We start from the raw sequence: 18841 nt of genomic DNA on the forward strand, positions 1-18841 counted from the left end.
CGTACGCACCAACCCGGTGCCCTTGTCCGGGACGAGGAAAGGTGTGGCACATGCCCGTGTTCGACGATGGTCAGACCGAGACCCGTACGCCCGTGTCGTCGGTGGTCGAGACCGACGTCCTCATCGTCGGCTCCGGACCGGCCGGCGCGTCGGCGGCGTTGCTCCTCTCGACGCTGGGCGTCGACAACATGGTGATCACGAAGTACCGGTGGACGGCGAACACGCCGAGGGCGCACATCACCAACCAGCGGGCGATGGAGATCTTCCGGGACATGGGCATCGAGGATCAGGTCCTCGCCGACGCCACGCCGCACCACCTGGTCGGCGACACGGTCTTCTGTACGTCGATCGCCGGTGAGGAGATCGGGCGTATCCATACCTGGGGAACCCACCCGGCGCGTGAAGCCGACTACCAACTGGCGTCGCCTTGCCTCGTGGTGGACATCCCGCAGAACTACCTTGAGCCGATCCTGGTCAAGAACGCGACCGTGCGAGGCACGCAGACGCGGTTCTCCACGGAGTACCTCTCGCACGTGCAGGACGCGGACGGCGTCGACGTCCTGGCCAGGGACCGGCTGACCGGTGCGGAGTACACCATCCGGGCCAAATACCTGATCGGCGCCGACGGTGCCCGGTCCAAGGTCGCCGCGGACATCGGCCTGCCGTACGAAGGCGCGATGGACATCGCCGGGTCGATGAACATCACGTTCAAGGCCGACATCGAGCGTTACGTCGGGCACCGGCCCTCTGTCCTCTACTGGGTGATCCAGCCGGGGGCGAACGTCGGAGGCATCGGGGCCGGCCTGGTGCGCATGGTGCGTCCGTGGAACGAGTGGCTGATCGTCTGGGGCTACGACATCAACGAGGAGCCGCCCGCCGTCGACGAGGCGGCCGCGACCCAGATCGTGCGCGATCTCCTCGGTATGCCCGACATCGACGTCGAGATCACCGGCACCAGCCTGTGGGGCAACAACGAGATGTACGCCAAGCACCTGCAGAAGGGCCGCGTCTTCTGCGCCGGGGACGCGATCCACCGGCATCCGCCGAGCAACGGGCTGGGCTCCAACACCTCGATCCAGGACTCCTACAACCTGGCCTGGAAGCTCGCCCTCGTGCTGCGCGGTCAGGCCGACCGGAGTCTGCTCGACACCTACTCGGCCGAGCGGGCGCCGGTCGCCGAGCGCATCGTCCGACGGGCGAACCGGTCCAGCCGTGAGTTCGTGCAGTTCTTCGAGGTGCTCGGACTGCTCGACGCCACGACGGAGGCCGAGATGGTCGCGGCGATCGAGGAGCGGAAGGCCAACACGCCCGAGGGCGCGGCCAAGCGCGCCGCCCTGGTCGCCGCGATGGAACTCAAGAACTACGAGTTCAACGCCCACGGGGTGGACCTCGGGCAGTTCTACCGGTCGGCCGCGATCGTCTCCGACGGATCTTCGCTGCCCGCGCCCGGCCGTGATGCCGACCTGTACTACGAGATGTCCACCGTGCCCGGCTCGCGCCTGCCGCACGCCTGGGTCGGTGACACCATGCACAGGACGGCGATGATGGACCTCGCCCCCTACGACCGCTTCACCCTCGTCACCGGCATCGCCGGCGAAGCGTGGGCCTCGGTGGTCGACAAAGTCGCGCACGAGTTCGGGATTCCGCTCGGCACCGTCGTCATCGGGCCGGGCCAGGAGGTCACCGACCTCTACTACGACTGGGCGAAGCTGCGCGAGATCGACGAGAGCGGTGCCGTACTGGTGCGGCCCGACAAGCACATCGCCTGGCGCTCGGTGACCTTGCCCGAGGACCCCGAGGGCGCTCTGCGTACGGCGATGCGCCAGATCCTGGGAAAGGCGTGAACGACATGCGGTTCGACCACGAGACACTCGCGCAGCGGGTGCGGTTCGCCTCAGCCGCGGCAGCGGAGAACCTGGTGGACGAGATCAAGGAGCTCGGCGCGGCGCGGGTCATGGTGATCGCCGCGGAGTCCGAACGCGAACTCGCCCACCGGATCGCCGCGCAGTTGCCCGTGGCGCACTGGCACCACGAGGTGGCCATGCACGTGCCGGTCGAGGTCGCCGAGCGGGCCAGAGAACAGGCCGGCGCCCATCGCGTCGACGCCCTCGTCTGCATCGGCGGCGGCTCGACGACCGGCCTGGCCAAGGCCGTGGCGCTCACCACAGGTCTGCCCATCGTCGCGGTGCCGACCACGTACGCGGGCTCGGAGGCCACCAACGTCTGGGGACTCACCGAGCACGCCCGGAAGACCACCGGCACCGACCCCCGGGTACTCCCGCGAACGATCGTGTACGACGCGACGCTCATGCTCACCCTGCCGGTCGACCTGAGCGTGGCGTCCGGCCTCAACGCCCTGGCCCACTGCGTCGACTCGATGTGGGCCCCACGGGCCGACCCGATCGACCGGGCACTGGCCGGCGAGGGGATCCGGGCCCTGCGCATCGGACTGCCGCTGGTCGCCGACGAGCCGGGCGGCCTCGACGGGCGTGAACACGCGCTGTACGGCGCCTACCTCTCCGCGGTGGCGTTCGCCTCTGCGGGATCGGGACTCCACCACAAGATCTGTCACGTGCTCGGCGGCATGTTCGACCTTCCGCACGCCCAGACCCATGCCGTCGTCCTTCCTCATGTACTCGCCTTCAACGCGCCGGCGGCGCCGGAGGCCGAACGACGTATCGCAGCCGCCTTCGACGCCGGGTCCGCGACCGGCGGGCTCGCCCGACTGCGCACTCGGCTCGACGCGCCCCGGGCTCTTCGCGACTACGGCATGCCGGAGTCCGGCATCGCCCCCGCCGCGGAAGCGATCCTCGCCGCCGCGCCGCCGGGCAATCCGACCCCCGTGACCTCCGACAACATCACCGGGCTGCTGCGTGCGGCCTGGGAAGGAGCAGAGCCCCGATGACCGACACTGTCTCCGCGGAACAGGAGCGTCGCGAGGCGGACCTGGTCGCGCGCGTTGTAAGTTCGTTCGACGACTGCCCCGACCCCCGGCTCAAGCAGCTGATGACCTCGCTCACGCACCATCTGCATGCCTTCGCCCGCGACGTCCGCCTGACCGAGGAAGAGTGGACCAGGGGAATCGAGTTCCTCACCGCAGCCGGGCACATCACGGACGACAAACGCCAGGAATTCATCCTGCTCTCCGACGTACTCGGCCTTTCCATGCAGACCATCGGCATCAACAACGAGGCGTACGGCGACGCCACCGAGGCGACGGTCTTCGGTCCGTTCTTCGTCGAGAACAGCCCTGAGATCCCCGTCGGCGGCTCCATCTCGGCCGGCGCGACCGGCGAACCGTGCTGGGTCGAGGGCACCGTCTCCGACAGCGACGGACACCCGGTCGCCGGCGCTCGCATCGAGGTCTGGGAGGCCGACGCGGAAGGCCTCTACGACGTCCAGCACGACGACGGCCGGACCGCAGGCCGCGGTCATCTGTTCACCGATACCGAGGGACGCTACTCGTTCTGGGGCGTCACACCGACGCCGTACCCTATCCCCCACGACGGTCCCGTGGGCAGGATGCTCGCGGCCGTCGGCCGATCGCCCATGCGAGCCTCGCACCTGCACTTCATGGTCAGCGCCGCAGGACAGCGCACGCTGGTCACCCACATCTTCGTCCACGGCGACGAACTGCTCGACTCGGACACGGTGTTCGGGGTCAAGTCGTCCCTGGTGAAGGTGTTCGAACGCCAAACCCCCGGCTCTCCGACGCCGGACGGTCACGCGGTCGACGGTTCATGGTCGAGGGTCTCCTTCGACATCGTGCTGGCCCCGGCCGGTACGTGACCGTTCGGTGTGCTTCCCACCGGCCGACGCGCGTTCGCGGGAGGCTGGTGGGGCTGCCGAACCGGGCGGCCCACGCGACGAAGTGACGGGTGAGCCCGGGCCCGTGAACACCGTCCTCCACCGCGGCCAGTACCGGGCCGCCGAACGAGCGTAGCCAGGTCCGCTGCCTGCGGCGTCCGGCCGCCGTGGCCTCCGACAGCTCGGAGCCCGAGGTGGCCTGAACCGACCGTCCCGTTCCCTGTGCCCCGCTGACCCAGCGGGGCCGCCGTGCGCTCCGGTCCCGGCCGCCGGGCCCCAACACACGTGCGGCACGGGCGGGCACGGATACACCCCGCGCTCACCGTGACCGCCCACACCCCTGCCCCGACTTCAGCGGGACTCAGCGGACCGCTCCGCTCCGCCCGGTCGCGGCTCGTCCCGCCGTCCCGCACGAAGGGAACCTGTGTGACCGCCACCGTCTCCAACTTCGACTACGGCCTCGTGACGCCGATCGCCGCCTACCTGATGGCCACCGTCGGGGCCGCTCTCGGGCTGCGGTGCACCACACGATCGCTGCGACGCCCCCACCACAGGGCGAGATGGCTGGCCCTGGGCGCCGTATCGTTCGGCTGCGGAATCTGGGCCATGCACTTCATCGCCATGATCGGCTTCGACATCAAAGGCGCGGCGGTCCACTACGACCGGGACCAGACGCTACTCAGCCTCGTGGTCGTCATCGCCTGCGTCGCCGGCGGCATGTTCCTCGTCGGCTACCGAGGCCGCTCCCCGTCGACCCTGGTGACGGCCGGCATCATCACCGGGAACGGGGTGGTGACCATGCACGGCCTCGGTATGAGCGCCATCAAGGTCGACGGCAGCCTCCACTACGACGGTCGCATCGTGATTCTCACCTTCCTCTTCACCATCGTGATCGCCACGGCGGCACTGTGGGCGGCGGTCTCCATCCATGCCCTGTGGTCCAGCATGGGCGCGAGTCTGATCATGGGGGTGGCGGTGACCGGCATGCACTACATGGGCATGGCCGCCCTCTCCGTCCAGCTCACCGGCCGGGCCGCGGCTGAGGAGTCGAGCAGCAATCTGGGGTTCCTCATGGCCATGCTCGCCGGTCCGCTCACCGTCCTCCTGATCGCCACGACCATCGTCATGTTCGACCCCGACATGATGAGCGGTGACGAAGACCTGGACCGGGCGGCATCGGCACCGCGCGGGGCCGACTCCGCCCACCCCGTGCAGTAGGCGTCCTGGTTGCCCGTCAACCGGTTCGACCAACTGGTCGGCGTGCTCGGTCAGGTTCTCGTCGCCGGTGCCCACGGTGTGGATGCGTCCGAGCGAAGTGGCGAACACATCGGCGCCCATGAGACAGCTCGAAGTGCCCCTCTCCAACGCCTCCTTGTCGATTCCGAGGCGTCGGAGGATCTCTGTCGTGCTCTGGTCGGTGATGTGGGCGCGCGGAGTGCCCGCGGGCCGACCGCACTTGGTCACCGGCTGAGTGTGTACACCGTAGGTGGCCGGCTACAGCGCCGCGGTGCCGCCGACGGGCCCGCTGTCCGCGACCAGGGTTGGTGTCGTGGATCTGAGGGGCTCTCGTGCAGTCTCCGCCGGACCTGTGCGGGGCTCGGGGGAGGCCCTGGCCCACGGTCGCACCGTCACGTGCCCTGGACGTGAACACCGTGAGGGCCGATTTGACAGGTGTACGGGGGGGCCGCCCGCCCGGAGCTTCCAGACCCCCGCTCCGCGGAGGTCCCACTCCTGTTCGCGTGGGCGTCTGGACGCGCTTCGGCACCGAGCCGGTCCTTGCCGGCGCCGGTCCGGCCCCTGTCGATGTCCATGCGCTCTGCCCGGCGAAGTAACCCGCGCGAGACATGGACGAAAGAACTGCCTGCCGGGCACTCGACACGACGCGACCTGAGGTCTACTTTGGAAACAGATTTCACCTGACGGAATGGAGGTCAAGTGTGAGCACGGCACCTGTTGAGGCGTCGACCTCGGTGGCGATTGCCGGAGGCGGGCCTGTTGGGATGGCGCTCGCCATCGACCTGGCGCAGCGTGGTGTGGCCAGCGTGGTCTTCGAAAGCCGCGCCGAAGGAGACCGCTTCTCGGCTCGCACCAACATGACAAACGTCCGTTCGATGGAGCACTTTCGCCGTTGGGGGATCGCTGACGCACTGCGGGAGAACGACCCCGTGAGTCCGCGGATCCAGCGGGACGTGGCCTTCGTGACACGATTGAACGGGCATCTGATCCAGCACTTCCCCCGGGCCTACGAGTGGTCCGAGCGGCTGCCGGTCGCCTCGGAGGTCGCCGAGTGGGCGCCCAATGAGGCGATCGAGAAGACCCTGCGGGCCCGGGCCGCGGAACTCCCGCTGATCGATGTGCGCTTCGGGCATGAGGTCGAGTCGTTCGAGCAGGACGACGACGGTGTCACCGTGCACGTGACCGGGCCCGACGGGCCGCGGACGTTCCGCGGTAGCTACCTCGTGGCCGCGGACGGAAGCCGGTCCCGGCTGCGTGGCCGGATCCTCAATGTGCGCTTGGAGGGCAAGGCCAACCTGGCGCGGAGCTTCCTCTGGCATCTGCGTGCCCCCGGGCTCGCCGAGCACTGGAAGGCCTCACCCATGGTGTCCATGACGCTCTTCTACAACGAGGACCGCTCCTGCGACAGCCTGGTACCGCAGTCCGGCGAGGACCAGTGGGCGTACTTCTGTTCGCCGGTTCCCGACCACATCGACGGCGACGACTGGGAGGCATGCCGCGACATGCTCTTCCGTGCGGTCGGCGCCGAGTTCGAGGTCGAGCCGTTGGAGGGCGGGACGTTCATCACCCACTCGATGCAGGCACCGCGCTACGACTTCGGCCGGGTGCTGCTGGCGGGAGACGCCGCCCACCTGGTCTCCCCGATGGGCGGGTTCGGTATGAACATCGGCATCGGGGACGCCGCCGACCTCGGATGGAAGCTCGGGGCGCTCGTCCAGGGCTGGGGCGGCCCCCTGCTCCTGGCGAGCTACAGCATCGAGCGGGGCGAAGCGGCCCGGTTCATCCTCGACGGCTGCGAGCGCAACCAGGCCGTGGGCGCGTCGCAGTTGGTGCGCGACGGTATAGAGGACCCGGGTCCGCGAGGGGATGCCGTGCGCGCCGAGGTCGCCGAGGACATCCGGGTGCAGAAGGCCCGACAGTTCAAGCGCATGGGCGGCCAACTGGGCTACCGGTACTCCAGCTCGCCGATCATCCTGCGCGACGGCGTGGAGGAGCCGGCGGCTGACTTCGAGGACTACGTCCCCTCGGCGGCGCCCGGTAACCGGGCTCCCCACCACTGGCTCAAGGACGGTTCTTCGCTCTACGACCACATCGGCCAGGGGTTCACCCTCCTGGTGCTGGACGACATTGAGACCGGGCCGCTGCGCCGGGCGGCCGCCGCGCGCGGTGTACCGCTCGACGTGGTCGCGCCCGGCGAGCCCGACCGGGCTGCCCTGCACGACCTCTACCTGGCACCCGCGACGTTGCTCCGCTCGGACCACCACGTCGCCTGGCGAGGTCATGAGCTCGGCGACGTCGACCGTCTGCTCGACGTCGTCACCGGGTCGTCGGCCTGGTCGGCGACCGTCACCCCGTGAATCGCGCCGGTCGGCGCCTCACCACACAAAGGAGTTCACCATGCCCAAGGTCACCCGTCTCGGACACGTCGGTCTCTTCGTCACCGATCCGGAGGTCATGCTTGAGTTCTACTCGGGCTTCCTCGGTATGACCGTGACCGACCGCGACGAGCGGCGCGTCTTCCTGAGCTCGCGCCCCGGCGAGGAGCACCACGAACTGCTCCTGGCGAAGAACGCGGAGCGGCACACCGACCCGCAGCAGCTGTCCTTCGTCGTCGAGTCGCTGTCGGACCTGCGGGAGTTCTACGCGCAGATCGTCGAGCGGAAGTACTCGATCGACCACGTCAACAACCACGGCAACGCGATCGGTTGCTACTTCCGCGACCCCGAGGACAACCGTGTTGAGGTCTATTGGCACACGGGCATCGACTGGCCGCAGCCCTTCAGCCAGCCGATCGACCTGTTCCTGTCCGAGTCGGAGCTCCTCGGCGTGCTGGACGACATGAAGGCGTCGGTGTGACCGGGCGGTGCCTCCCGGGAGGAGAGAGCTCTTGAAAGAAGGCATGATCGTCGAGGTCGTCGGCTTCAGAGGCCACGAGGACACCGTCATCGAGGGCTACCTCGCCCGGCCCGTGACCGCCGAACCGACGCCTGGAGTAGTGGTGCTCCACCACGCGCCCGGACTCGACCCGTGGTGCAAGGAGGTGGTGCGGCGCTTCGCGTCCCGGGGCTACACGGCCATCTCTCCGCACCTCTATCACCGGCGCGGTCCCGGGCACTGGGCGGACGTCGCCGCCGCCGCACGTGCGGAGGGGCTCGCCAAGGCGATGCCGAACGAGCAGGTGATGGGCGACATCGCCGGCGCCGCCGAGTACGTGCGGGCGCAACCCGGCGCCAACGGCAAGGTCGGCGTGATCGGCTTCTGCTCCGGCGGCCGGCAGGCGTTCCTGGCGGCCTGCGACGTGCCCTCCCTCGATGCGGCGGTGGACTGCTGGGGCGGGAGCATCTTCCCGCAACCCCCCGATCCCAGTCGCCCGGGTCCGGCGCCGAAGGGCGTCATCCACAGGGCGCCGGACATGTCGATGCCACTTCTGGGGATCTTCGGCAACGAAGATCTCAACCCCACCCCGGAGCAGGTCGACGAGATGGAACGCGTGCTGACGAAACACGGGAAGTCGTTCGAGTTCTTCCGCTACGACGGTGCCGGCCATGCGTTCTTCGCCTCGGACAAGCCCAACTACCGGCAGGAGCAGGCCGTGGACGGGTGGGAGCGGGTCTTCGGGTTCTACCACGAGCACCTGCGCTGAAGGAGGACAGCATGTGCACATGGATGACCGAACAGATCGGTATCGCCGGAGCGGCGCGGGGGGTACCGGACTGGTTGAAGGTGACGCGGGCCAACGTCTTCTACGACCACCCCGTCAGCGCTCCGTACGACCACGCGTTGATCATCGATTTCGTCGACCCTGACGCCGGTGTAGGCGCTCGGGTCGGGATCGAGCTCAGTGCCGCCTCGGCGTGGGAACTGGTACGAGCTATCACGGCAGCCCTCGAAAGCCCGGAGGCCCGGGCGGACCTCGCGGCCGAACGGCACGTCCTGACGGGTTCGGAACACGAAACCGCGTCGTAACCCTTGTGTGGTGCCGGGCACACTGCTACGTTCACCGCATTCCATCTAGTGGAATCAAATTCCACGCTAATTCCTCCCTTGATGGTCTCGACGGCCGCCCCCGAACAATGTGTGGGTTGCAAGGAGTCACATGCACAAGGACGTGTTTGCAGACATTCCGGCCTATCGGCGCACAAGGATCGCTGTTGCCGGACTGAGCGTGGTGCTCGGTCTGGTCGCCGGCGGGTGCGCCGACTCGGACGCCACCGCCACAGCCGGTGGGAGCACCTCCCCCCGTAGTTCCAGCTCCGCGGACCCCTGGGCGGTGACGGACCTGGCCGGTTACACCGGTGGCAAGTCGGGGGCGGCCGACACCAGCCTCTCGCCGGTCAAGATCGGATGGGTCAACCAGCAGGGCGGGTCGCTGGAGTACCCGAGCGCCACACTCGGTGCTCAGGCGGCGGTGAAGTACATCAACGAGAAACTCGGCGGGGTCGACGGCCATCCGCTTGAGCTGAGCACCTGTTACGTGGTGGACAGCGAGCAGGAGGGAAACTCCTGCGGACTGAAGATGGCCAACGACGACGACATCAAGGCAGTCCTCGTCGGCACGCTGATCAACGGCGGTCAGTCCATGCGGGCGGTCATCCAGGGCAGCAAGCCCATCCTGATGTCGAACTCGATCAGCACGCCGGATGCCAAGGGCAAGAACGTCTTCATCTTCAACGGCAATCCCGACTCGATCTTCGGAGGGCTGGCGACCTACCTCGACGACGAGGTCAAGGCCAAGAGCGTGGCCGTCTTCTATCCGCAGGACGCACAGAGCATCGACGGTGTGGATGTGCTCCGCAAGGATCTGAAGAAGCTCGGCATCAAGCTCAAGGCGGTCGGGTTCGACCCGGCGACGACCAATCTCACGGCAGCCGCGGTCGCTGCCGGCGTCCAGACGGCCGACGCGGTCGTACCGCTGGTGTCGTCCCCGCCGAACTGTGTCGCGGCGGCGAAGGCACTGGAGTCCCTGGCGGTGAAGGCTCCGATCGTGTCCACCGGCTCCTTCTGCTTCTCCAACGCGGTCGCCCAGGGACTGGGTGGCGAAGCGCCCAAGTGGCTGCAGCTGTCGACGCAGACCAACGTCGCCGACACCACCCTCACCGATGTGCGGGCCTACCTCAAGCAGTCGGAATCCGCTTCGCTGAAGACGGACGCCCGGACCGACTCCGACGCGACACTCGCCTGGAGCCTGGTCATGACAGCGACGAAGTTCCTCAACGCGGCCGGTGGCGCGGACGCGACCACGAAGACCGTGGCGAAGGCCGCCACGTCGTTCTCGGGACCGATGCTCCTGGGCAGCGAAACGGTGAAGTGCGGTGCCTACACCGACCAGCCGGGACTCTGCGGAGCCCAGAGCCGGGTCTTCGAGCACACCGGCGGCAACACCTTCTCCGCGGCCACCGACTGGATCACCCCATCCGGGCTCTGACGGCGCACGGCACGTAATTCAGGCCGACCACCAACCACACGATCAACCCCCTGCGGACCACGCGTGCCCGCACGGCGGGCGAAGACGAGGAGACAGCATGAGCGCCCCGACCAGCGCCACGATCCGGCCCCGCGAGCCGAACCCGCGCCCCGAAGACCTGGTGCAACACGCGGCGGCCTTTCGGGACCGACTGCTCAAGGAACAGGAAGCGACGGAGGAGCGAGGCGCCTACTCGCCGGAGACCCACGAGCTCTTCCGGCAGGCCGGCTTCTACCGGACCCTCCTGCCCCGACGGTACGGCGGTTACGAGTTCGACGTACCCACGTTCTTGCGGGTGGTCGTGGAGATCGCCCGCGGATGTCCCGGCACGGGTTGGGGCCTGTGCCTCGCGGCCGGGCACGGCTTGCAGATCGGTGGGCTCTACGGCGAGGCCGCCCAGGCCGCGGCCATCGGGCCCGACGGGGACTTCGCCGCACCCATGCGCGGCATCCCGATGGGCACGGCCACGCGAACCGAGCAGGGCTCGTGGCGGATCGTGGGTACGTGGGACTACTGCTCGGGCTCGCCGTACTCCACCCATGCGATGCTCGCGGTCCGCCTCGACGAAGGCGACGGTCCGACGGGCGCCCAGGGCCTGGCGTTGGTGCCGCGCGCGGACTGGATCCTGATGGACGACTGGCGGCACCGTTCGTTCGGGATGCGCGGCAGTGGATCCAACAGCATCGAGGTCGACGGAGCCGTGATACCCGACGAGTTCGTCGTCCGGGGAAACCCGCTGGGGTTCGTCGGCAGGCCGGATACACCTGGTTACCGGCTGCACGGGAATCCCATGTACGCCGGGCACTCGATGGGTTACCTCCAACTGGAGATCACCGCGGTGCTGGTGGGCTGTGCCTACGCGGCGCTGGACGAGTACGAGCGGATCATCCGCGCCAAGAAGACACCGGGCCCACACGGCATTCCGCGGTTCGAGACGGCCGACTACCAGCGCTACTGGGGTCTGGCCAGCGGCAAGGCCGGCGCGGCGAAAGACGTGCTCCTGCGCAACAGCGAGTTCTACATGGAACTCTGCCGGGAGGCGGTTGCCGACGACACGGGGTTCGACTCCGAGCGGCTGATGCAGATCCACGCCAGCACCCACCACGCCGTCAACCTCGCGTGGGAAGCGGTCGAGCTGCTGTTTCGCACCTCCGGAACCAGCGAAGGAGGGTCCAACGGCTCGCGCATGCAGCGGTACTACCGCGACATCTCCACGGCACGGACCAATGTCGGGCTGCAGTGGGAGACCTTCGCCACCGTGCTGGCCAAGGAGCACTTCGGCCTGAAGGCCGACGGACTCGTCTGAGCCGGCGGCACGGCCGAAGGAGAAAGTTCATGGAGACACTTGTTCTTTTCGCGCTGCTGGGACTCGGTTCGGGCGCGGTCATCGCCGCCATCGCGCTGGGTGTGGTGCTTAGCTGGCGGGGCAGCGGCTCCATCAACCTGGCGGCGGGTGCGACGGTCATGGTCGCCGGCTATGTGTTCTGGGCGCTGCGCACCGGGTTCTTCGGGTTCGCGCTGCAGACCGTCCCGGCGATGATCCTGACGCTGCTGTTCATGGCCCTCTACGCCGTGGTCGTGGAGTTGGTGGCCGTGAGACCACTGCGCAGCGCCTCCCCGCTCGCCAAGCTTGTGGCGTCCTTGGGCGTGCTGCTGCTGACTCAGGCGCTCGTCCTGCTGATCTTCGGCACCTCGCCGTTGAACAGCCCGTCGGTCCTCACCAGTGACGTGGTGTCCGTCTTCGGCGTGGCGGTGCCCGAAGCGCAGTTCATCCTGGCCGGGATCGTGGTGGTGCTGGCATGCGGTCTCGCCGTCGTCTACCGCTTCACCGGCTTCGGGCTCGCGACGCGGGCCGCCTCGGAGAGCGAGAGCTCGGCCGCTCTCGCCGGGCTGTCGCCGGACGCCATCTCGCTGGGCAACTCCGTTCTCGGACATGTGGCCACCGGGTTCGTGGGAGTGCTGGCCGCGTCGATCGTCGGGCTGAGCGCCACCACGCTGCCCCTGCTGATCATCCCGGCGCTGGCCGCGGCGCTGTTCGCGCGGTTCACCTCGTTCGGTATCGCGTGCGCCGTCAGCCTGCTCATCGGGATCGGCGAGTCGTTGCTCTACCAGGCGTCGAACGAGTCGTGGTTCCCGACCCAGAACGGCTCCGCCATTCCGGGTGTGCAGCAGATGGCCGAGTTCCTCCTCATCGTCATCGCCCTGTGGTGGCGGGGCTCCGGCCTTCCGCTCCGTGGCGACCTGGTGGAACGGTCCCTGCCGATGGTGCCCAACCAGGACCGGCTCGTCGTACGGATCGCCCCGGTGGCCATCGCGTGTGCCGTGGCCCTCGTGGTGCTCCCCTCCGACTTCCGACAGGCCGTCATCACCGGCCTGGTGGCCACCATCCTGTGTCTCTCCTTCGTGGTGATCATGGGCTACGTCGGTCAGCTCTCGGTGGTCCAGCTGGCGCTGGCCGGAGTCGCGGCCTTCACGCTCTCGCACCTCGGGGCCGAGTACGGCATCGGCTTTCCACTGGGCCCGGTCCTGGCGATCGCCACGGCGACCGTGCTCGGTGTGCTCATCGGCGCCAGCGCGCTGAGGGTGCGGGGCGTCACGCTGGTCGTGGTGACACTGGCTGCCGCGATCGCCATCGAACAGTTCATCTTCGCCAATCCGGACTGGGGCGGTGGTCAGACAGGTGCCTCCGTCGAGTCACCGACGCTGTTCGGCTTCAACCTCGGCACCGACGCCTCCTTCCGTGGCCTGGACGGGTCGCAGCCCAGTCCGGTCTTCGGCTTCCTGGCTCTGGTGGTGACCGTGTTGCTCTACCTGTTCGTGGCGAATCTGCGCAGAGGAGACCTGGGCCGCCGCATGCTGGCCGTGCGCTCGAACGAACGAGCCGCCGCGGCGGCAGGTGTCAACGTGCGTGCCGTCAAGATCCAGGGCTTCGCCATCGCGTCCTTCCTGGCCAGTGTCGCCGGCGTGCTGTACGCCTACGACTTCCGCACGGTGTCGGCGAACAGCTACGACACCATGACCGCCCTCGCCCTCGTCGCGAGTGTCTACGTACTGGGGGTGACCCTGGGCCAGGGGGCGGTGCTCGCCGGATTCGGCGCCGCCGGCGCGGTGATCCCGCTCATCCTCCAGACCTGGGTCCTGCCGGAGAACCGGGTCTCCATCTACATGCAGCTCATCATCGGGGCCGGCCTGCTCATCCAGCTGAGGTTCCGCCCCGATGGTCTGCTGGTGTCCTCGGCGTTGAAGCGGGAGCGACGTGCCCGTGCCTCACGCGCGGAAAAGGCGCTGTCCGTGGTGGGCGCCAAGCCGCAGGGAGGTGTGTGAGCATGGCGAGTCCGATTCTGTCCGCGCGCGGTGTCGGTGTCCGGTACGGCGGAGTGCAGGCGCTCTCCGAGGTCGACATCGAGGTGGGCCCCGGCCAGATCGTCGGCCTGATCGGCCCCAACGGGGCGGGGAAGACCACGTTCATCGATGCCGCGACCGGTTTCGTACGGTGCACGGGCAGCGTCGAGGTGGCAGGCCGTGACGTCGGGCGGATGCGCCCACACGCCCGAGTACGAGCGGGCCTCGGCCGGACGTGGCAGGCCGTGGAACTCTTCGACGCCCTCACGGTGGCGGAGAACCTGGCTGTCGCCGCCCGCCGGCCCACGGCCTGGACGACGCTCCGTGAGCTGGTGGTCAACGGCGACGCAGCCAAGCCCTCGGTGGGCCACGCCCTGGAGGCGCTCGGCATCATGGACCTTGCCGAGGCGATGCCCGGCGAGCTTTCGGAGGGGCAACGCAAGCTGGTCGGCATGGCCCGGGCCTTCGTCGGCGAGCCGAAAGTGGTGTTGCTGGACGAGCCGGCAGCCGGCCTCGACACCGACGAGAGCGCGGAACTCGGCAAACAACTGCGACGAATCGGCGATCAGGGCACCCCGATGCTGCTCATCGACCACGACATCAACCTCGTGTTCGCGACGTGCGACCACGTGGTCGTCCTTGAGTTCGGCCGGGTCATCGCCACAGGCCGTCCGGCGGACGTGCGCCGTGACCCCAAGGTGGTCTCCGCCTATCTGGGATCGGCAGCCTCCGACGACATCAAGGTCGGGGAGGAATCATGACCGAACCAGTACTGCGCATCAAGGGGTTGACCGCAGGTTACGGCAGCTCCGACGTCGTTCGCGACGTCCATCTGGAGGTCGGGAGGGGCGAGGTGGTGGCCCTGCTGGGCCCCAACGGGGCAGGCAAGACCACGACATTGCGTGCCCTCTCCGGTCTGGTGAAGGTCTCGGCGGGATCCGTGTCGATGAACGGGCAGGACCTGACCGGACTGACCCCCGCCGCACGAGCGCGCCGCGCCATCGCACACGTTCCCGAGGACCGGGGACTGTTCCGGGGACTGACCGTGGCCGAGCATCTCAGGCTCGGACCGCGCGGCGAGCGACTCGACCCGGACATGGCCTACCGGTATTTCCCGGCGCTGCCGGCGATCGCCGACCGTCGGGCGGGGGTCCTGTCCGGCGGCGAGCAGCAGATGCTGGCGGTGGGACGTGCCCTGGCCCGCAGGCCCTCGCTGCTGGTGCTCGACGAGCTCAGTCTCGGGTTGGCTCCAGTGATCGTCGAGCAGTTGCTGCCGGTGATCCGGAACTACGCCGACGAGAGCGGCTGCGCCGTCCTGATGGTCGAGCAGCATGTGCACCTCGCCCTGGGGATTTCCGACCGGGCCTATCTGATGGCCCACGGTGCCGGCAGTGACAGCCACGACGCCGCGGTGCTGCGGCGGGACCGCAGCGTGATCCAGGCCAGCTACCTGGGTGGCCAGGAGTGGACACCCACAACCGACCGTGAAGAAGAACGAGACGGAGAACTGCAATGAAAATTGGCATCATCGGGGCCGGCCGCATGGGTCAGGCGCTCACGGGTCTCTTCGTGGAGGCTGGCCACGACGTGGTGCTCGCCAACTCGCGAGGCCCCGAGTCGCTGGCCGAGTTGACGGCTCGGTTCGGTGAGCACACCAGTGCGGCCGATGTACCCGGCGCCGTGGCGGGCAGCGACCTCGTCATTCTGGCCACGCCCTGGGGCAGGACCGCTGAGGCGGTGTCGGTGGTCGAGGACTGGTCCGGCGTGGTGGTGGTCGACACCACCAACAACCGCAGCAAGCCCGGCCCCGACGGCCTCATCGACATCGGGGACCGCGTCTCCAGCGAGGTCGTCGCCGAGTTCGTACCCGGTGCACGGCTGGTCAAGGCCTTCAACACCACGCCCATCCCGTTCCTGGTCAAGGGCCTGGGACCGTCGGCGGGCGAGGACAACGCCGTGTACATGGCCGGGGACGACGACGCCGCCAAGGCGCTCGTCGGAGCGCTCATCGCCGGCATCGGCGGGGAAGCCGTCGACACCGGTGACCTGCACACCGGCGGCTGGCTGCAGGGCATGTCCGGTCCGTTGGCCGGAACCCTCGAAATGATCACGCCGACGGATGCCAGGGCCCGCCTGGAAAAGGCCCTTGAACAGGTGCGTTAGCACCCAGCGAGACCGAACACACCCCTTCGCAAGGAAAGCGAGAACATCATGGCCATTGTCAACGTCAGCAAGTCCATCGCACTCAAGGCCCCGGCCGACCAGGTATGGGAGTTCGTGAGTGACTTCGGCGGCTACGCCGCATGGCAGCCGCACATCGCCTCCGTCGAACTGCACCCCGACGGCGATCGCCTGGTCAACTTCACCCGCGGCGACTCGGTGTTCGACCGGATCTCGGTCAAGGACGACGCGGCACGCACTCTCACCTACGAGCTCGTCCCCGGCCAGAAGACGCCGATGAAGAAGCTCGCCGCCACGTTCACGGTGACCGGGTCCGGTGCCGGCAGCGACGTCGAGTACGCCATCGAGGTCGACGTGCCCGACCCGATGCAGGACGCTGCCCGGGGCGGGATCGGGGCCGACATCGACGGGGCGCTCGCCGGTCTCGACGCCAAGTTCAATGGATGAGGCCGACGGCGGGGCACCCGTCGCCCTTGTCACCGGAGGCGCCGGCTTCATCGGCAGCGCGATCGTCAAGGCACTGACGGCACGGGGCCACCGTGTCGTCGTCCTGGACAGGGCCGGGGACGACGCCGTCGATCTCGCGGACGAGCAGCAGGTCCGTGCGGCGGCCCGCACGGTGCTGGAACGGCACGGACGCTGTGACGTGCTGGTCCATGCCGGCGTCAACTTCGAGCGAGCCGCCCTGCCTGACATCGACGCCGCACTCATGCGCCGGATGATGACCGTCAACGTCGAGGCTCCGCTCTGGCTCCTGCAGGAGTTGACGCCGAGCATGGCCGAACATCACTTCGGCCGGGTCGTGATGGTCGTGTCGGACACCTTCTTCGACCCGCCGCCGGTGCCGGACATGCTCCCGTACGTCATGACCAAGGGCGCCCTGATCGGCGCCGCGCGGGCGCTGGCCCGTTCCCTGGGCGCAGACGGCATCACCGTCAACTGTGTCGCACCCGGCATGACGCCGCCCCCGGTGTCCGAGCCCGGACTGGGCTCGAACGTGGCCGAGGGCGTCCGCTCGCGGCAGGCACTCCCACGGCCCCTGGTCCCCGAGGACGTGGCCGAGGTCGTGGGCTTCCTCGTCTCACGGGAGGCCGAGGCCCTTACCGGGCAGACCATCTGCCCGGACGGGGGGCTGGTGCTGCGGTGAACGACAGCGTGAGGAGACAGAGCGTCTTGTGGACAAAGTAGTCGAGCACGCCGCAGCGGCTGTCCGGGACATCCCCGACGGAGCGAGCATCGCGGTGGGCGGGTTCGGGACGGCAGGCGTCCCGTGGGAGCTGGTGGCGGCACTGCTCGACCACGGCGCGAAGGACCTCACCGTCGTGACGAACAACTGCGGTATCAACGGTGCGGGGCTGGTACGACTGCTGGAGGAGCGCCGCATCAGCAAGGTCATCGCGTCCTACATCGGCCAGAACCTGGAGTTCGCCCGCCAGTACCTCGCCGGCAGGATCGAGGTCGAACTCACGCCGCAGGGCACGCTGGCCGAACGCCTGCGTGCCGGCGGTGCGGGGATCGCGGCCTTCTTCACTCCGACCGGGGTGGGCACGGTGGTGGCCGAGGGAGGACTCCCGCGGCGCTACGACGCGGGCGGCGATGTCTCCGTGGCGTCGCCGGCGAAGGAGGTCCGCACCTTCATGGTGCGGGGTCGCGCCAGGGACTTCGTCCTGGAGGAGAGCATCGTCACCGACTACGCGTTCGTCAGGGCAGCGGTCGCGGACCGTCATGGCAACGCCGTCTTCCATGCCGCGGCGATGAACTTCAATCCGGACGTGGCCATGGCGGGGCGCGTCACGGTGGTCGAGGCGGAACGGGTGGTGGAACCCGGCGAGATCGATCCCGACGCGGTGCACCTGCCGGGAGTCTTCGTCCAGAAAGTGGTGGCTGTGAACGTCGGGAGGATCGAGTGAAGGCCGGCTGGACCCGCCCGGAGATGGCTGCGAGGGCCGCACGGGAGCTGCGCGACGGCGAGTGCGTCAACCTCGGCATCGGACTGCCCACCCAGGTACCCCAGTACCTGGAGCCGGGCATCCATGTGGTGGTCCACAGCGAGAACGGCGTCCTGGCCGTCGGGCCGTATCCCGAGAGCGGCCAGGGGGATCCCGACGTGATCAACGCCGGCACCGAGCAGGTGACCACGTTGCCCGGTGCGGCGTTCTTCTCGTCGTCGATGTCGTTCGCCATGATCCGCGGAGGGCACGTGGACACCACGATCCTCGGCGGAATGCAGGTCTCGGCGACCGGAGATCTGGCCAACTGGATGATCCCGGGCCTCATGGTGAAGGGGATGGGCGGAGCGATGGATCTGGTGAGCGGCGCCGGTCGTGTCATCGTGCTCATGGAGCACGTCGCCAAGGACGGTTCGCCCAAGCTGTTGCCGTGCTGCACGCTCCCACTCACCGGTCGCGGCGTGGTCGATCGGGTCATCACCGATCTCGGTGTACTGGATGTGACGGCGCAGGGGCTGGAGCTGGTCGAGCTGGCCCCGGGCGTCGACCTCGACTCCGTGCTGGGCGCCACGGCGGCTCCGGTCGTCGTGGCACCCCGACTCGCCGACAGCCGTGAAGGAGTGTGACCCGGACCGACAGCCCCCGCCCCGGTCGCTTCGCGCGTGCCTCGGGCCATAACTGACAGCGCCGAGGCGAGGTCCGTCCGGCAGCACTACGCGCGTCGTCCATGTCTCCGCATGGACGACGCGGCCGGTTGACGGCTCCACGCCCGAGCGTCGGACGGGGGATCACGCGGAAAGAGCGCAGCGCCGGAACAGTATGGTCAGTTTTTCAAGACGGATCGGAGGTCATGTGAAGCAGC

At 68.6% G+C, this 18841-nt stretch carries 18 protein-coding genes and 1 pseudogene; 18 read left to right on the top strand and 1 reads right to left on the bottom strand.

Features of this window, described 5'->3' with window-relative positions; genetic code table 11:
- The first annotated feature begins 50 nt into the window (after window positions 1-50).
- The 4 genes from AOK01_RS13675 (at window position 51) to AOK01_RS13690 (ending at window position 5025) form a co-directional block, all read left to right on the top strand.
- A complete protein-coding gene (locus AOK01_RS13675; RefSeq protein WP_055511273.1) occupies window positions 51-1844 on the top strand; it encodes an FAD-dependent oxidoreductase in 1794 nt (597 codons plus the stop codon).
- A gap of 5 nt (window positions 1845-1849) precedes the next feature.
- Window positions 1850-2905, top strand: coding sequence for a maleylacetate reductase (locus AOK01_RS13680; protein ID WP_055511294.1), 1056 nt, complete (start codon window positions 1850-1852; stop codon window positions 2903-2905).
- Entirely contained in the window at window positions 2902-3789 is an 888-nt protein-coding gene (locus AOK01_RS13685) for a dioxygenase family protein (RefSeq protein ID WP_055511274.1), read from the top strand. The genes AOK01_RS13680 and AOK01_RS13685 overlap by 4 nt, the downstream gene beginning before the upstream one ends.
- A 444-nt stretch (window positions 3790-4233) precedes the next feature.
- A complete protein-coding gene (locus tag AOK01_RS13690) occupies window positions 4234-5025 on the top strand; it encodes an MHYT domain-containing protein (RefSeq protein WP_055511275.1) in 792 nt (263 codons plus the stop codon).
- Window positions 5026-5133: 108 nt separating this feature from the next.
- Here the strand turns inward: AOK01_RS13690 and AOK01_RS46125 are convergent.
- Window positions 5134-5283, bottom strand: a pseudogene (locus tag AOK01_RS46125) (FAD-dependent monooxygenase); the annotation flags it as partial.
- 368 nt (window positions 5284-5651) lie between these two features.
- Here AOK01_RS46125 and AOK01_RS13695 point away from each other — a divergent pair.
- The 14 genes from AOK01_RS13695 to AOK01_RS13760 all read left to right on the top strand — a co-directional run bounded on the left by AOK01_RS13695 (window position 5652) and on the right by AOK01_RS13760 (window position 18605).
- Window positions 5652-7400 (top strand): FAD-dependent monooxygenase, encoded by a 1749-nt coding sequence (locus tag AOK01_RS13695; RefSeq protein ID WP_281181349.1) that lies wholly within the window; start codon window positions 5652-5654, stop codon window positions 7398-7400.
- Window positions 7401-7440: 40 nt separating this feature from the next.
- On the top strand, window positions 7441-7899 hold the full coding sequence (locus tag AOK01_RS13700) for a VOC family protein (RefSeq protein ID WP_055511277.1): 459 nt from the start codon (window positions 7441-7443) through the stop codon (window positions 7897-7899).
- A gap of 31 nt (window positions 7900-7930) precedes the next feature.
- A complete protein-coding gene (locus AOK01_RS13705) occupies window positions 7931-8686 on the top strand; it encodes a dienelactone hydrolase family protein (protein WP_245702235.1) in 756 nt (251 codons plus the stop codon).
- An 11-nt stretch (window positions 8687-8697) separates the two neighbouring features.
- Window positions 8698-9009: a DUF6295 family protein gene (locus tag AOK01_RS13710; RefSeq protein ID WP_063792784.1), complete on the top strand. Its 312-nt coding sequence runs from the start codon at window positions 8698-8700 to the stop codon at window positions 9007-9009.
- Window positions 9010-9139: 130 nt separating this feature from the next.
- Window positions 9140-10468 (top strand): ABC transporter substrate-binding protein, encoded by a 1329-nt coding sequence (locus AOK01_RS13715; protein WP_063792785.1) that lies wholly within the window; start codon window positions 9140-9142, stop codon window positions 10466-10468.
- A gap of 97 nt (window positions 10469-10565) precedes the next feature.
- The gene (locus AOK01_RS13720; RefSeq protein ID WP_055511281.1) at window positions 10566-11813 is read left to right on the top strand and encodes an acyl-CoA dehydrogenase family protein; all 1248 of its coding nucleotides are present in this window, start codon (window positions 10566-10568) and stop codon (window positions 11811-11813) included.
- 29 nt (window positions 11814-11842) lie between these two features.
- Window positions 11843-13831 (top strand): ABC transporter permease, encoded by a 1989-nt coding sequence (locus AOK01_RS13725; RefSeq protein WP_055511282.1) that lies wholly within the window; start codon window positions 11843-11845, stop codon window positions 13829-13831.
- A 2-nt stretch (window positions 13832-13833) separates the two neighbouring features.
- Window positions 13834-14610 carry an ABC transporter ATP-binding protein gene (locus AOK01_RS13730; protein WP_055511283.1) on the top strand — a complete coding sequence of 259 codons (777 nt, stop codon included), beginning with the start codon at window positions 13834-13836 and terminating at the stop codon, window positions 14608-14610.
- Window positions 14607-15365, top strand: coding sequence for an ABC transporter ATP-binding protein (locus tag AOK01_RS13735; RefSeq protein ID WP_055511284.1), 759 nt, complete (start codon window positions 14607-14609; stop codon window positions 15363-15365). Before AOK01_RS13730 ends, AOK01_RS13735 begins: the two co-directional genes overlap by 4 nt.
- Window positions 15362-16012 (top strand): NADPH-dependent F420 reductase, encoded by a 651-nt coding sequence (locus AOK01_RS13740; protein ID WP_063792786.1) that lies wholly within the window; start codon window positions 15362-15364, stop codon window positions 16010-16012. The genes AOK01_RS13735 and AOK01_RS13740 overlap by 4 nt, the downstream gene beginning before the upstream one ends.
- 48 nt (window positions 16013-16060) lie before the next feature.
- On the top strand, window positions 16061-16477 hold the full coding sequence (locus tag AOK01_RS13745) for an SRPBCC family protein (RefSeq protein WP_055511286.1): 417 nt from the start codon (window positions 16061-16063) through the stop codon (window positions 16475-16477).
- Window positions 16470-17177, top strand: a complete 708-nt coding sequence (locus tag AOK01_RS13750; protein WP_055511287.1) for an SDR family NAD(P)-dependent oxidoreductase — start codon at window positions 16470-16472, stop codon at window positions 17175-17177. Before AOK01_RS13745 ends, AOK01_RS13750 begins: the two co-directional genes overlap by 8 nt.
- A 28-nt stretch (window positions 17178-17205) precedes the next feature.
- Entirely contained in the window at window positions 17206-17940 is a 735-nt protein-coding gene (locus AOK01_RS13755; RefSeq protein ID WP_055511288.1) for a CoA transferase subunit A, read from the top strand.
- Between the two features lie 23 nt (window positions 17941-17963).
- Complete coding sequence (locus AOK01_RS13760) at window positions 17964-18605, top strand: 3-oxoacid CoA-transferase subunit B (protein WP_055511296.1); 642 nt, start codon at window positions 17964-17966, stop codon at window positions 18603-18605.
- The last annotated feature ends 236 nt before the right edge of the window (window positions 18606-18841 follow it).

It is taken from the genome of Streptomyces aurantiacus (assembly GCF_001418335.1).
Classification (GTDB): Bacteria; Actinomycetota; Actinomycetes; order Streptomycetales; family Streptomycetaceae; genus Streptomyces; species Streptomyces aurantiacus.